Genomic DNA, 13,696 nt, shown 5'->3' on the forward strand with positions numbered 1-13,696 from the left:
GGCCAAGAGCAGTCGAGCAAGCTCGACTCTACAGAAGGCGCGGCGGTACCGGTCAGGCCACGTAGACCTGCGTATCCACGTACTCCGACAACCCCCGGCAGGCCAGCAGCAGGCCCTCGCGCACGTCGTTGCCCACCTGTTGCGCCTCTTCGCCATCCACGCGCACGCGCTCGCTGGCGTGCAGCAGTTCCAGCAGTACCGTCAGCCCGGCGTTGGCGCGGTTGATGCGTGCCAGCGCCATGCACTGGCCAGACGAACGACCTTTCCGCTGCAAGGGCTGGCCATCGGCTGCTTCCACATCGCGAATGCGTTGCAGGCAATTCAGCAAGGTGATGCCATTGGCCGCAGGGTTGGCAGCAAGCGTGGTTTCCAGCGGCTCGGCAATCTCGGCGGGCAGCTGGTTGGCAAGATCGCCCAGGGTGGCGAACAGGAACGGGTAGCGATTGGCGCTCATGATGGCTTCCTTATGCGTAACGCGAAGGAGCCGCCCTGCTTAACAGCAAGGGCGGCGGACGATGCGTGGTTGCAATACCGGGGGTTGGTGTTGACTTGCCGGCGGGCACGAGGCCCCCACGCACCGCCCGCCATAAGTGCGCGGACAGAATGCCTGCCGGCGCCACCCACAGGGAATGAGCGACGCCGACAGACAAGCGTAAACAACTAACCAACCCACGGGATTGCAAGCCCGTGCCACCCGTTGTCGGTGGCCGCACATGATTTGCACGCAGCGCTTTGGCTGCCAATGAGAAAAATCGTAAAGTTCGAAAGAATCGGAATCGGGTCGTTGGCAGGCAGTAGAACGCGCTGCGTGCCGAATACGACAAACCCTGTAGAGGCGAGCCATGCTCGACTCACCACACGCAGAAGAGCAGTCGAGCATGGCTCGACTCTACAAATGCGTGCTCAGAAGTGCATGCCGTAGGCCACGTTGAACTGCGAGGTCATCACCCTATCGCCACCCAGCGCAGCGGCAGAGGGGCTTTTGCCAGTGGGTCGCAGTACCGTCCATTCCGTGCGAACGAAACTGCGATCTCCAAGCCGAACATTTGCACCCAGACCGTACTGCAGTGCGAATGTGCCTGATTGGGCCTTGTGGTCGAAATCGACTGTGGTGGCCGTGAGTGAGGTGCGCATCGCGCCGATGCCTGCGCGGCCAAACAGCTCGAAGCGTTCGCCCAGCGGAACGAGGCCCACGCCTGAAAAGGTCACGCCACGGCTGCTGCTGCGTACGTGGGTATCACCGGCCTGGGTGGGCTTTCGGGCCGTGCGGCCGCCGTCCTGGCCAAACACGGCCGCTTCCAGCGCGAAGTGGTCGTTGAACCGATAGCCGGCACCGGTCTGGAAGCCGATCTTGCTCTGCTTCCATTCGCTGTTCTTGTACTGCGGTTTCACGTTGCTTGCCGGGATGCTGACGCTGTGCGAACCCACACCGACGAAACCATACAGTCCGTCACGGTCGGTGGATTGCGCACTGGCGTGGGCGGCCAGCAGCAGGCAGGGAGCGAGGACGAGGGAGGCAACTGGCATACGCATGGAGAAACTCCGTTGGTGTGGAGTCGTCATCCTGCCGCCACCGTTCGGCGCGTTCCTCAGCGCATTGCAGGTGCCTGCGTGTCGCGGAAAAGACGGTGTGCGACGGTGTGTAACCGCGCCAAGGCTGTGCGATTAACGCAGCAGGAACGGCGAAATGAAATGACGCAATTGCCGCTCATCACCGCTATCCGCAGTTACTAGCATGCCGGGAGTTGAAGGGAGGACGCGACATGACCCGACTGCTTCTGGTCGAAGATGATGATCGCCTTGCCAGCCTGGTAGTGCGCTACCTGCAGGGGCACGGCTTCGAGCTGCAGCGCGTCTGCGATGGCGCCAGTGCGCTGGATGCCATCACCGCCGATCCACCGGATATCGTGCTGCTGGACCTGGGCCTGCCCGACATGGACGGCCTGGATCTGTGCCGTGCCATCCGCCCCGGTTACAAAGGTCTGCTGTGCATTCTCAGCGCTCGCGCCGACGACATCCACCAGGTGCTGGGGCTGGAACTGGGTGCCGATGACTACATTTCAAAGCCGGTGGAGCCGCGGCTGCTGCTGGCGCGGCTGCGCGCGCATCTGCGGCGCTCGCAGAGCAGTGACGAGGGTGACCTGTTGTTGTTCGGCCAGCTGCGCATCGATCTGGCCTCGCGCGATGTCCTGCTGGGGCAGGAGCCGGTGCTGCTGACCACATCGGAGTTTGATCTGCTGTCCATTCTGGCCAGCAATGCAGGCCGCATCCTCAGCCGCGACCACCTGTTCAAGCAGCTGCGTGGGATCGGTTTCGACGGCATGGATCGCTCCATCGATGCGCGCATTTCGCGCCTGCGCCGCAAACTGGGCGATACCGACCTGGATGCCACGCGGATCAAGACGGTACGCGGGCAGGGCTATCTTTTCAGCCAGTCCGGCTGGCAATGACACGGCGCAGCCCTGGGCCGCTTCGGCTCTACGCGCGCTACTGCGCGGTGTTCCTGCTGGCACAGGTGGCATTGCTGTATGCAGGCACCGAACTGTGGATGCGCTGGGCGCAGACCACCCATGAAAGGGCCGAACATGCCGAAGCCAGGCGGGTACACGCCATGCTGGGTGAGCGTCTGTTGGCCCAGCCGCAGGGTGATCGGCGTGCGCTGCTTCGCGCCATCGAGCACGAGACCGGCTACCCACTGCAGTTGCTGGCCTTGAATGAGCTGCCCGATACGCTGGCGCCGGACGATCGCCGTCGTCTGCAGCGGGTGCCGGGTGCGGTGGTGCTGGAAGAAGGCAGAAGCTACCGTCGGCTGGGCACAGGAGATTGCGTGCTGGCGGTGGGCGATTGGACCGACGCCCCGGTGGAGGTGGAAGGGCAGGTGACATGGATCGGGTTGTGGTTGGCGCTGGCCACTGCCGTGGCCGTACCGCTCTACTTCCTCATCCACCGGCTGTGGCATGACATCCGCACGCTGCAGCGGGCGGTGGGGCACCTGCGTGCGAACTGCTTCGAGCATCCGGTGCCACCCATGCGCACAGCGCTGTTGAAGCCGCTGGCGCTGGCGTTGCAGGACATGGCCGAGCAGATGCGCCTGCTGCTGGATGGCCAGCGGTTGATGGGCCAGGCGATGGCGCATGAACTGCGCACGCCGCTGGCACGCATCCGATTCACCGCCAGCCTGCTGCAGGCCGCGCGCAAGGATGTGGTGGAGCATGACGCGCTGCTGCGCGAGGTCGAGACCGATATCCAGCACCTGGATGGATTGAGCACCGCGGGTATCGAGTACATCCGGTTCGGCCGTATGCCGTTGGTCGACCGCAGCGAGGTGGCATTGCCCGCGTTGATGGGCGCGGTGGTGGCGCATGTGCAGGCTCGCACAGCGGTGGTGATTCGCTGCCGCTGTGCATCAGGGTTGGTGGTGAATGCGCATGCCCTGGCAATGGAACTGGCACTGCGCAACGTACTGGCCAATGCGACGCGGCATGCGCGTGATCGGGTGAGTTTTCACGCGCAGGTGGAAGGCGAGCGCATGTGCATCCGCGTGGAGGATGATGGCCCCGGCATTCCTGTTGCATTCCGCGAGCGCGTTCTCATGCCGTATGTGCGGTTGGGCGAAGGCAGCGGAGGGTTCGGGTTGGGCCTGGCGATGGTCAAGACCATCGTGGAGCGCCACAACGGCACGGTGGATATTGCTGATTCGGGCATGGGTGGGGCCATGGTGGTGTTGAGGTTGCCGTTGTAGAGTCGAGCCATGCTCGACTCGTCACGCGCAGCGTGGGAATTACCGTAGTCCGGCCGAACAGCAGTCGAGCAAGGCTCGACTCTACAGAAAGCAGAACGGCGCCGGATTTCTCCGGCGCCGTTGCTTTATCTACCTCACCACGTCCGTGCTTGCGGCGCGGCATGCATGCCGGCGGCTGAATCACGGTGGCATCGGGCGGGCGTTTTGCAAGTTTCTTCATAGGAAGTGAGAACTCAAAAAAGTTGAATGACGCGCCGCCCTCCGCTGCGCTCGTCCACGCGGAGTTCCATTACCTCATGGAGCATCACCCATGCAGTTGCCATTCAAGCGCGCGCCTCTGCTCGCGCTGATCACCTTCCTCACCGCATGCACGCCCTCTGGCCCGGAGAAAGAGGATGCACCTGTTACCGTGGAGGTTCAGACTCTGACCGCTGAAGACGCTGAACTGCACGTCGTGCTTCCCGGCAGAGTGGCCGCTGCCCACGAGGCGGAAGTCCGCCCCCAGGCCGATGGCATCGTCGCCCGGCGCCTGTTCGAAGAGGGCAGCCAGGTCGTCTCGGGGCAGCCGCTCTACCAGCTTGACGACGCCACCCTGCGTGCAACCCGTGACGATGCAATGGCGCGCCTGGAGCATGCCCATGCCACCTGCGCTGCTGCACGCAAGGAGGCCGTGCGGCTGAAGCAGCTGGCGGGCATCCAAATGGTCAGCCAGCAGCAGGCGGAACGCTCGACTGCCGCTTATGAGCGCGCAGAGGCAGACATCAAGCGGGCCATGGCATCGCTGCAGACGGCGAAGGTTGCCTTGGGGCACGCACGCATCGTTGCCCCCATCAGTGGCTGGATCGGACGGTCCCATGTGAAGGAAGGCGCGTTGGTCACCTCTCACCAGCCCACTGCCATGGCGACGGTGCGCGGGCTGGATCCGATGTATGTGGACCTGTCCCAATCCGCAGCGGAATGGTTGCAGCTCCGTCGTGATCTCGCCGATGGCCACCTGCAGGACAATCGAGCGCTGCCCGTGGCTATCCGCCTGGAGGACGGCAGTGCCCTCCATCGTGCCGGCACGCTGCAGTTCTCTGATGTGAGCGTGGACCCTGCAACGGGCACCTATGGCCTGCGGGTGCGGGTCGCCAACCCCGACGGCATGTTGCTGCCCGGCATGTATGTTTCGGCCACGCTCGGTGCCGGGGTGCGCCGCGAGGCCGTGCTGGTGCCCATGAAGGCCGTGACGCGGGAGGCCAACGGCGAAACCCATGTCATGGTGGTCGACAGCAGCGGACAGGTGTCGCGCCGGACCGTGCAGCTGGGGCGGGCACTGGGTGAGCGCTGGTTGGTGGAAGATGGCCTGAGCGCGGGTGAGCGCATTGCCGTGCAGGGTCTGCACAAGCTGCAGCCGGGCATCCGCGTTGCGCCGTTGGAAGCCGCTGCTGAAGTTGGGGAGGGCTGATGTCGCGGTTCTTCATCGACCGCCCCGTGCTTGCGTGGGTCATCTCACTGTTGATCATGCTGGCCGGCGGCCTGGCGCTGGCCCGCATGCCGGTGGCCATGTACCCGGACGTTGCACCACCGACCATCACCATCACCGGAATCTACCCGGGTGCATCGGCCAGTGTCATCCAGGAGACGGTGGTACAGGTGGTGGAACAGCAGCTGGGTGGCCTTGAAGGCATGCTGCACTTCTCCTCGCAAAGCTACTCCTACGGTGGCTACGCGATGATCACCCTTGTGTTCCGCAACGGCATCGATCTGGACCAGGCGCAGACCCAGGTACAGAGCCGCGTCCAGCTGGCGATGCCATCGCTGCCCGAGGCCCTGCAGCGCCGCGGGCTGGCGGTGACCAAGTCGAGTGGCGACTATCTGCAGATGCTCGCATTCGTCTCTGAAGACGGGCGGTTGAGCGAGGCCGACGTTGCCGACTATGTCGGTACGACGGTGGTGGATGCCATCAGGCGGGTGCCTGGCGTGGGCCAGGTACGGGAGTTTGGTGGCAAGTACGCGATGCGTATCTGGCTCGATCCGGTCAGGATGGATCGCTACAACCTGTCGGTGGATGAGCTGGTCAGCGCAATCGGTGCGCAGAACCTGCAGGTACCGCTGGGGGAGTTGGGCGGCGCACCCGCCGTCGAGGGCCAGCAGCTGGGCGCCTTCATCGAGGGGGCGTCGCCCATGCGCACCGCTGCCGAGTTCGCCCAGGTGGTCATCCGCAGCAAAGCGCATGGTGGCGTACTGCGCCTGGGCGAGGTAGCCCGGGTCGAACTGGGGGCGGAGAGCTATGACTTTGGCAACCGTCTGAACGGAAAGCCGGCGGCCGGTATCGGCGTCTCACTGGCGCCCGGGGCCAATGCACTCGAGACCCGCGCGGCCGTTGATGACGCCGTGGCGGCGCTCGGTCCCGGTATGCCCGCAGGTGTCCGGGCCGTCGTTCCCTACGACACGACACCTTTCGTCCGGCTGTCCATCCAGGGCGTGATCAAGACCCTGCTGGAGGCCATCGTCCTGGTCTTCGTGGTGATGTACCTGTTCCTGCAGAACCTGCGGGCAACTCTGATTCCGACCATTGCAGTGCCGGTCGTGCTGCTGGGCACGTTTGGCATCCTGGCGGTCATGGGCTTCTCGGTGAACATGCTGACGATGTTTGCCATGGTGCTGGCCATCGGCCTGCTCGTGGACGATGCGATCGTGGTTGTCGAGAATGTCGAGCGGATCATGGTGGAGGAGGGGCTTTCGGCGCGTGATGCCACGCGGAAGTCGATGGGGCAGATTACCGGCGCACTGGTTGGCATTGGCGTGGTGCTCTCCGCCGTGTTCGTGCCGATGGCCTTCATGGACGGGGCAACCGGCGTCATCTACCGCCAGTTCACTGCCACCTTGGTTTCGGCCATGGCGCTCTCGGTCATCGTGGCGATCATATTGACGCCGGCGCTGTGCGCCACGCTGCTGAAGCCGGTAGCGCACGGCCATCCAGGCACCGGCAAGGGGCGATGGATCGGGCGATGGTTTGGCAGGTTCAACGAGTGCTTTGATCGCACCAGCGCCCTCTACCAGCGTGGGGTGAATGGCGTACTGCATCGCCCATGGCGTTTCCTGCTGCTGTTTGCCGCGCTGACGGCACTGATGGCAGTGCTCTTCGTGCGCCTGCCGAGCTCGTTCCTGCCCAATGAGGACCAGGGAACCCTGGTGGTGATGGTGCAGACGCCGCCCGGGGCCACGCTTGCGCGAACGCAGAAGGCACTCAGGTTCGTCGAAACCTACTTCCTCGAGCAGGATCCGGTTGTCGAATCGATGTTCACCGTTGCCGGCTACAACTACGCAGGCATGGGCCAGAACGCCGGCCTGGCCTTCCTGCGATTGAAAGACTGGTCTGTGCGGTCCGGCGCGGATTCGGCAGACGCCATCGTGGCGCGCGCATCGAGCGCGCTCGCCCTGCACGGGGATGCCAGCATGCATGTGCTCTCGCCCCCGCCCGTGCCCGGCCTGGGTACGGTTTCCGGGTTCAGCTTCTTCCTGAAGGACGACGCGGGGCAGGGACATGCTGCCCTGGCTGCGGCGCGCGACCAGTTGCTCGCCCTCGCTGGAAAGAATCCCAGACTGGCTCGAATGCGGGCCAACGGCATGGTCGACATGCCCGTCCTCAAGATGGACGTGGATGCTGCCCGCGCACGTTCGCATGGCCTGGACCCGGCGGTTGCCCTTGGCACCCTGAGTGCTGCCTGGGGCGGGCGCTACGTGGCCGATTTCGTGGATCGCGGGCGCACCAAGCGCGTGTACGTACAGGCAGACGCTCCCTTCCGGATGAAAAAGGACGACCTGAACCGCTGGTCCGTGAAGAATGAAGACGGCAGCATGGTGCCCTTTGCCTCCTTCGCCAGTGCGGACTGGTCACATGCGTCCCCACGGCTGGAGCGGCAGAACGGAGTGTCTGCGATGGAGATCCAGGGCGAGCCGGCGATGGGTGTGGCGTCGGGCCAGGCGATCGCGGAAATCGAGCGGTTGGCCAAGCAGTTGCCTGCGGGCTTCAGCGTGGAATGGACGGGCAGTGCTGTGCAGGAGCGGGCGTCACAGGCACAGGCGCTGCTGCTGTTTGTTCTGTCACTGCTGGTGGTGTTCCTGTGTCTGGCCGCCCTGTATGAGAGCTGGACGATCCCCACAGCGGTGCTGCTGGCGGCCCCGCTGGGCATCCTCGGCGCGGTACTGGCCAACACGCTTGTCGGGCTGGAACGGGACATCTATTTCCAGGTGGCCATGCTGACCACCGTGGGCCTGACCAGCAAGAATGCGATCCTGATTGTCGCGTTCGCGAGGGAGCACATGCACAACGGTGCCGAACTGGTTGATGCCACGCTGCATGCCGTGCGGGACCGCCTGCGGCCGATCATCATGACCTCGTTGGCGTTTGGCCTTGGCGTGCTGCCCCTCGCCTTGGCGAGCGGCGCAGGTTCGGGCGCGCAGCGGGCGATCGGCACCGGCGTGCTGGGTGGGATGTTTGTGGGCACGCTGCTGGGCCTGGTGTTCGTGCCGCTGTTCTTTGTCATCGTGCAGCGGACGTTTGGCGGTCGGGCGCCCCGGCGGCAATGATGCGCCTGTAGCCCCGCTGGTAGCGCCGGGCCATGCCCGGCGCCACACCTCAGGCGGCCTGCACCTGCTCATCCACATATTCAGACAACCCACGGCAGGCCAGCAGCAGGCCCTCGCGCACGTCGTTGCCCACCTGCTGCGCTTCTTCGCCATCCACGCGCACCCGCTCGCTGGCGTGCAGCAGTTCCAGCAACACCGTAAGCCCGGCATTGGCGCGGTTGATGCGCGCCAGCGCCACGCACTGGCCAGGCGCGCGGCCTTTCCGCAGCAAAGGCTGGCCATCGGCCGCTTCCACATCGCGGATGCGTTGCAGGCAGTCCAGCAAGTTGATGCCATTGGCGGCAGGGTTGGCGGCGAGCGTGGTTTCCAGCGGTTCGGCAATCTCGGCGGGTAGCTGGTTGGCAAGATCGCCCAGGGTGGCGAACAGGAACGGGTAGCGATTGGCGCTCATGATGGCTTCCTTATGCGTTACGCGAAGGAGCCGCCCTGCTTAACAGCAAGGGCGGCGGACGATGCGTGGTTGCAATACCGGTGGTAACTCCAGTCAAAACGCCGGCGGGCACGAGGCCCCCACGCACCGCCCGCCATAGATGGGCGGGCAGAATGCCTGCCGACGTCACCCACAGGGGATGGGCGACGCCGGCAGACAAGCGTAACTGGTGTTACCAAACGGGATTGCAAGCCCGTGCCACCCATTGTCGGTGGCCGCACATGATTTGCACGCAGCGCCCGTGCTGCCAATGAGAAAAGTTGGAAAGTAGAAAAAGTACGAATGTTTACAGCGACGTGGCGAAAGCCGTCAATGCGTGCAGATCGCGACATTCTCTGCAGCCGAGCGTGCGCTCGGCTCTACAAGATATGAGGACGGGCTTATCGTGGCGCAGGTCCATAGAGGTTATCGCCCTCTTGGCCGGTGAGAAGCATCTGCCACAGCACAAAGGCGGGTCCAAGTGCGGGGATCATGAACGTAAGGCACATCCACCCGGATTGGCCGAGATCGCGGAATCGGCGCGCGACAAGCGCATAGAACGGAACGACGTTCAACAGCATGTAGCCAAACCAAACGTATGCAAGCAGATCGTTCAATCGCACGCCTTCTGCGGGCGCGGTGGGCGGCACGTGTCGGGAGGCGTATGCAATTGTCCCAACGATCAGAATGTTCACCATGAGTTGAAGAAGGAAGAAGAGCCAGAACTCTCGCCTCGATGATCGTCCTTTGAAACAGGTGAACAGGCGATAGGGGCGCAGTGCAAGATTGATCATGTTGAAGATGGATGATGTACGGGGCACTGATCGTATCGACCGTGCTTGGCGTATGCGATACAACAAGTTGCAGGTTGATCCGTCTTCAATGCGGTCGCGTCGACCCATGAGTCGGTTCTAGTGACGGGTGGGGTCACTGGTCGTGAGCCGGATTTTCTCCGACTTGGCAAAGGCGTCCTGAGCATCACTCAGCCTTTGGAGATCTGCATCCATACGCTCAATGGCAGGTTCCAAACGCGCCAGAATCGATGCAGATTGCTCTGTGGTGTAGCCGGCCGGCAGCTCTGCGAGGGACACCATGATGGAGAACATGTCTTCAGTGCTCTGCAGCGATGCAAGCAGATGCTGGTGCAGATCATCTGCCTCAGAGCGATGTGTCATGCGTGCTGCAGATACTCGCCGCTCGACGGCGTCCTTGTGTGCATTCTGCAGTCGAAAGCGAAACTTGGATAAGTCATCCCCGCTATCAACTGCCTCATGGAACTCCTCTGCCCATGGGCCGTCGTTCCAGGTGTTAACCGCGTCGACCATGCTGTTCCACTTTGCTACGTTTTCCGCCAGATAGCGGTCATTTGGATAGATATAGCCGCGCGTATCCGGGATGGCATCACATGCCGCAAGAAGGCCAATGGACAGGAGCAGAAGAAGACGGGTAGCGCGTTTCATGTGAGTTACCGATGGCTGGGGAGGATGGCTTTAGCCCGTCGTGGTCAGATGGACCAAGTGGTGCTGCGTTGCTCGATTCGATGCTCGGGAATCCAGCGGGTCGTGAGTCTAGGAGTGTCGATATACGACGCTCAAGGTCAAAAGCGACAACGGGGTATTGTCGCGTCGGCTTGAGCCTGTACCCTCTCACCCCCGACCGATTGATGGAGATGGAAATGACTACGGCTCGAACCTGGCGCGGACGGGTATTCATCGGTACAAGTCTCGACGGCAAGATTGCCCGCGACGACGGCACGCTTGATTGGCTGACCGACTTGCCAGCACGTCACCACAACGTCAACGCGGCGATCGAGCATCCAGCGCTGATCTGGGACACGTTCATTGAGAACATCGACGCCATCGTCATGGGGCGGGCCACCTACGAGACGGTCATCGGGTTTGACCAGTGGCCGTTTGAGGGCATGCAGGTGGTCGTGCTGACGACGCGTGGCCAGATCGATGACCCGCGTGTGCGAGTGACAGGATCTGTCGAGGACGCGAGCCGGCTTCTTGAGACACTGGGCGTCCAGGACGTGTACATCGATGGCGGCCGCACCATACAAGCGTTTCTGCGCGCGGATCTGGTCGACGAGCTGACGATCTCGGTCGCACCCGTCGTGCTTGGGGCGGGGCGTTCCTTGTTCGGTGAGTTGGAAACCGAGCTGCAACTCGTGGTGCGGGGGAGTCACGTGACAGACGATGGGCTGGTTCGCACGACATACGGGGTCGTTCGTTGAATCAGACCTGCTACGCGTGATCGTCAGAAAAATGCACGTGGTATGCCGCGCCCGTGCCGATGTCGATGGTCACCTGTAGAGTCGAGCTTGCTCGACTGCTTTGTGTAGAGTCGAGCCATGCTCGACTGCGGCCGACAACAGTCGAGCAAGCTCGACTCTACAGAAAGCAGAACGGCGCCGGATTGCTCCGGCGCCGTTTCAGTTCTGCCTTACCACTTGTAGGCCACGCTCAGGTTGCCCGTGGCTTCGCGGTAGCCATGATCACCGCGCATCACACCGAAACCACCCCACGCACTCAGTCCGCTGCGGAACTGCACGCGCGCACCAGCACTCAGTTCATAGCGATTGCGCGGGATGCCGGCCTTCAGCACTTCATCATCGAAGGCGATGCCGTTGTTGGCGCCATCGCGGTACCAGTTGGCCACCACATACGGGCTGACCGAGGCACCAGCGGTGCTGTGGCCTTCGCCCTGCAGGCGCAGGCCCAGGCGGCCGGACAGGCCGTTGTTGTCCAGCGCGCGCACCACGGTGCCGTTGGTTTCTTCGTGGCGGTCGGTGCTGGTGTTGGTGTAGATCAGCTGCAGTTCCGGCTGCAGGCTCACGGCGGTAGTGCCGATCTGGCCGATGCCGATGCGGTAACCGGCTTCCAGCGCGCTCTGCCAGATATCCGAGTCGTAACGCTCCTCGGCCAGGCCTTCGCCCTGCACGCGGTTGCGGAACTGGCCACGCTGCACGCTGGCATCCACGTACAGGGCATCGTTGTTCCAGCTGCCGTACACGCCCAGCGCGCCGCCTTCCACCTTGCCCTTGGCGCTGTAGCCGGTCAGCTCGGAACGCGAGGTCGCGCTGGACTGCGCCAGCGTACCCATCACACCCAGGCGGCCACGGCCGTTGTCGAACACGCCCATGTCCGCACCCAGCTGCACGCGTGAGCGGTCCACGCGCAGGTCCAGCTGGTCATTCACCGCGCCCAACTTGCTCTGGTTGGCATCCACGCGCGCCCAACCACGCACACCGTCGTCGCTGAAGCTGCCACCCTGGCGGTCACGCCAGCCATGGCGCAGCAGCTGGTCCACCGCGAACTGGTTGGCCAGGTAGGCGCCGGTTTCCGGGCGCAGCACGGGGGTGGGGTCGACCGGATCAACCGGGTCCACCGGGTCCACAATCGGCTTGCACTGCGGCAGGGTCGGGTCCACCACGCACGGGTCCGGCACGGTGGCCAGCTCCGAACGCAGGTACCAGCCGCCGTTGGTGGCGTCCTTGAACAGGAAGTACTCGTACTGGCCACCCACGGCGCGCCCCTGCAGATCGAACTGGCCGTTGGACGCACCGCCCACGCGGATCAGCTCGATGCCCTTATCGGTCTTGGCGCCGGCACCGCCGGCATTGACCACGCGCACGTTGGCCTGGCCGCTGGTGTCGCCGCTGACGATCAGCTTGTCGGTGGCCGAGGTGTCATCGCCCAGCTGGGTGTTGAACAGCAGGGTGCCGCCGTTGCCGGTGAAGGTATCGACGTTGAGGGTATTGAAGGTACTGCCGTTGCCGAGTGCGACGGTGCCGGTAGCGCCCAGCGTGAGTGCGCCGACATTGCTGTCGCCGGTCATCAGCCAGGTGCTATCGCTGTCGATGTCGGCCGTGGTGACATTGGTGAAGCGGCCATCGATCTGCGCCTTGTTGCGCAGGAACACGTCGAGGCTGCTGTTGGCGGCGGTGGCTTGATCGAGGGTGATGTTGCCAGCCAGGCGCGAATCGTCCACGGTGAAGTTAATGTTGGCCGCGCCGGTGGCCTGGCTTCCATCGTAGGACTCCACCAGCAGCAGATTGCCATCGCCGCTGATCAGGTTGGATCCGTTGGCAACGGTGATCTGCATATTCGAATCATCCCTGAAGGGTGCCACGCGAATGGCCGCGCCCCGGCCGGATTTCACGGTGGAACCATCTATCCGCAGCTGCGGGGGCGTGGCGCCTGCGCCTTCACCAGTATTCAGCCCCACGATCAAGGCGCCTACGTTGGCGCCCTCGACGTAGGAGCCGTTGAGAATGTTCACTCGGCCATACGACATTCGCGCGCCGATACCGCTGTTCAGTGGTCGAAGGGGGGCGCTGGCATCTTCCACCTGTACCTGCGTGCCCTCGATTGTGATTGATGGGTCCGTAGACAACGTGCCGCCCACGCTGGTGATGTCGATACCGGTGGTGGACCCCGCACTACCACTGGCGGTAGATACGAAGATGCGGCTGTCCACCAGATGGGCCGACGCGCTGGCACCGCCGACGAAGACCCCGCCGCCCAGGAAGGTGGTGTTGCGGGCTTCGAGCTGGGCGTCGTCCAATACCCGCACGGCGTGGTTCAAGCCGGCGTTCGGGCCGCTGAGCGGGCGTGTAAGGGTTGCGCCGTCCATCACCAGACGCGAATCCTCTTCGGCCTGGATGTAACCGGCCTGCGCACCCGTAGCCAGCGTCAGCTCGCCGCCGTTACGTACCCGCCAGTCTTCAGACGGGTCACCGGCAACGACGGTGTGCTTGGTCCCATCCAGGTCACCGGCCAAGGCAGCGCCAGCCGGAAGCGTGGCCAGGGCCAGCAGCAGGCTGCGTGCAAGCGGTCGCAGTGAAGGGGAGGGGGTACGGCAGGGCATACGGCGGATCATCGGAAGTTCCTCTCGATTGAAATGGA

11 protein-coding genes are annotated in these 13,696 nt (G+C 63.7%); 5 read left to right on the forward strand and 6 right to left on the reverse strand.

Annotated features, from left to right (window positions below):
• Positions 1–52 precede the first annotated feature (52 nt).
• Together QRO93_RS03230 and QRO93_RS03235 are read right to left on the reverse strand one after the other, a co-directional pair.
• A complete protein-coding gene (locus QRO93_RS03230) occupies positions 53–454 on the reverse strand; it encodes a hypothetical protein (protein ID WP_180879058.1) in 402 nt (133 codons plus the stop codon).
• Between the two features lie 449 nt (positions 455–903).
• Positions 904–1,563 (reverse strand): outer membrane beta-barrel protein, encoded by a 660-nt coding sequence (locus QRO93_RS03235; RefSeq protein WP_285303945.1) that lies wholly within the window; start codon positions 1,561–1,563, stop codon positions 904–906.
• A gap of 200 nt (positions 1,564–1,763) precedes the next feature.
• Between QRO93_RS03235 and QRO93_RS03240 the strand changes: the two genes are divergently transcribed.
• The 4 genes from QRO93_RS03240 to QRO93_RS03255 all read left to right on the forward strand — a co-directional run bounded on the left by QRO93_RS03240 (position 1,764) and on the right by QRO93_RS03255 (position 8,317).
• Positions 1,764–2,450 (forward strand): winged helix-turn-helix domain-containing protein, encoded by a 687-nt coding sequence (locus QRO93_RS03240; RefSeq protein WP_180879053.1) that lies wholly within the window; start codon positions 1,764–1,766, stop codon positions 2,448–2,450.
• Positions 2,447–3,742 carry an ATP-binding protein gene (locus QRO93_RS03245; protein WP_285303946.1) on the forward strand — a complete coding sequence of 432 codons (1,296 nt, stop codon included), beginning with the start codon at positions 2,447–2,449 and terminating at the stop codon, positions 3,740–3,742. The genes QRO93_RS03240 and QRO93_RS03245 overlap by 4 nt, the downstream gene beginning before the upstream one ends.
• A gap of 310 nt (positions 3,743–4,052) precedes the next feature.
• Entirely contained in the window at positions 4,053–5,189 is a 1,137-nt protein-coding gene (locus QRO93_RS03250; protein ID WP_180879049.1) for an efflux RND transporter periplasmic adaptor subunit, read from the forward strand.
• Positions 5,189–8,317: an efflux RND transporter permease subunit gene (locus QRO93_RS03255; protein ID WP_180879047.1), complete on the forward strand. Its 3,129-nt coding sequence runs from the start codon at positions 5,189–5,191 to the stop codon at positions 8,315–8,317. The genes QRO93_RS03250 and QRO93_RS03255 overlap by 1 nt, the downstream gene beginning before the upstream one ends.
• Before the next feature lie 49 nt (positions 8,318–8,366).
• Here QRO93_RS03255 and QRO93_RS03260 read toward each other — a convergent pair whose 3' ends face one another.
• The 3 genes from QRO93_RS03260 to QRO93_RS03270 form a co-directional block, all read right to left on the reverse strand.
• Positions 8,367–8,768, reverse strand: coding sequence for a hypothetical protein (locus QRO93_RS03260; RefSeq protein WP_180879045.1), 402 nt, complete (start codon positions 8,766–8,768; stop codon positions 8,367–8,369).
• Positions 8,769–9,187: 419 nt separating this feature from the next.
• Complete coding sequence (locus QRO93_RS03265; RefSeq protein WP_180879043.1) at positions 9,188–9,580, reverse strand: DUF805 domain-containing protein; 393 nt, start codon at positions 9,578–9,580, stop codon at positions 9,188–9,190.
• 117 nt (positions 9,581–9,697) lie between these two features.
• Complete coding sequence (locus QRO93_RS03270; protein WP_180879041.1) at positions 9,698–10,246, reverse strand: hypothetical protein; 549 nt, start codon at positions 10,244–10,246, stop codon at positions 9,698–9,700.
• Positions 10,247–10,461: 215 nt separating this feature from the next.
• Here QRO93_RS03270 and QRO93_RS03275 point away from each other — a divergent pair, with 215 nt between their 5' ends.
• Complete coding sequence (locus QRO93_RS03275; protein WP_258010951.1) at positions 10,462–11,022, forward strand: dihydrofolate reductase family protein; 561 nt, start codon at positions 10,462–10,464, stop codon at positions 11,020–11,022.
• A 209-nt stretch (positions 11,023–11,231) separates the two neighbouring features.
• On the opposite strand, the gene QRO93_RS03280 is transcribed toward QRO93_RS03275, so the two are convergent.
• On the reverse strand, positions 11,232–13,670 hold the full coding sequence (locus QRO93_RS03280) for an autotransporter outer membrane beta-barrel domain-containing protein (protein WP_258010950.1): 2,439 nt from the start codon (positions 13,668–13,670) through the stop codon (positions 11,232–11,234).
• Between the last annotated feature and the right edge of the window lie 26 nt (positions 13,671–13,696).

It is taken from the genome of Stenotrophomonas maltophilia group sp. Smal17 (assembly GCF_030237045.1).
Lineage (GTDB): Bacteria > Pseudomonadota > Gammaproteobacteria > Xanthomonadales > Xanthomonadaceae > Stenotrophomonas > Stenotrophomonas forensis.

What these genes read in the sequence shown, in the direction of transcription:
- QRO93_RS03230 (WP_180879058.1), bottom strand. Translation starts at nt 454, where the DNA reads ATGAGCGCCAATCGCTACCCGTTCCTGTTCGCCACCCTGGGCGATCTT.
- QRO93_RS03235 (WP_285303945.1), bottom strand. Translation starts at nt 1,563, where the DNA reads ATGACGACTCCACACCAACGGAGTTTCTCCATGCGTATGCCAGTTGCC.
- QRO93_RS03240 (WP_180879053.1), top strand. Translation starts at nt 1,764, where the DNA reads ATGACCCGACTGCTTCTGGTCGAAGATGATGATCGCCTTGCCAGCCTG.
- QRO93_RS03245 (WP_285303946.1), top strand. Translation starts at nt 2,447, where the DNA reads ATGACACGGCGCAGCCCTGGGCCGCTTCGGCTCTACGCGCGCTACTGC.
- QRO93_RS03250 (WP_180879049.1), top strand. Translation starts at nt 4,053, where the DNA reads ATGCAGTTGCCATTCAAGCGCGCGCCTCTGCTCGCGCTGATCACCTTC.
- QRO93_RS03255 (WP_180879047.1), top strand. Translation starts at nt 5,189, where the DNA reads ATGTCGCGGTTCTTCATCGACCGCCCCGTGCTTGCGTGGGTCATCTCA.
- QRO93_RS03260 (WP_180879045.1), bottom strand. Translation starts at nt 8,768, where the DNA reads ATGAGCGCCAATCGCTACCCGTTCCTGTTCGCCACCCTGGGCGATCTT.
- QRO93_RS03265 (WP_180879043.1), bottom strand. Translation starts at nt 9,580, where the DNA reads ATGATCAATCTTGCACTGCGCCCCTATCGCCTGTTCACCTGTTTCAAA.
- QRO93_RS03270 (WP_180879041.1), bottom strand. Translation starts at nt 10,246, where the DNA reads ATGAAACGCGCTACCCGTCTTCTTCTGCTCCTGTCCATTGGCCTTCTT.
- QRO93_RS03275 (WP_258010951.1), top strand. Translation starts at nt 10,462, where the DNA reads ATGACTACGGCTCGAACCTGGCGCGGACGGGTATTCATCGGTACAAGT.
- QRO93_RS03280 (WP_258010950.1), bottom strand. Translation starts at nt 13,670, where the DNA reads ATGATCCGCCGTATGCCCTGCCGTACCCCCTCCCCTTCACTGCGACCG.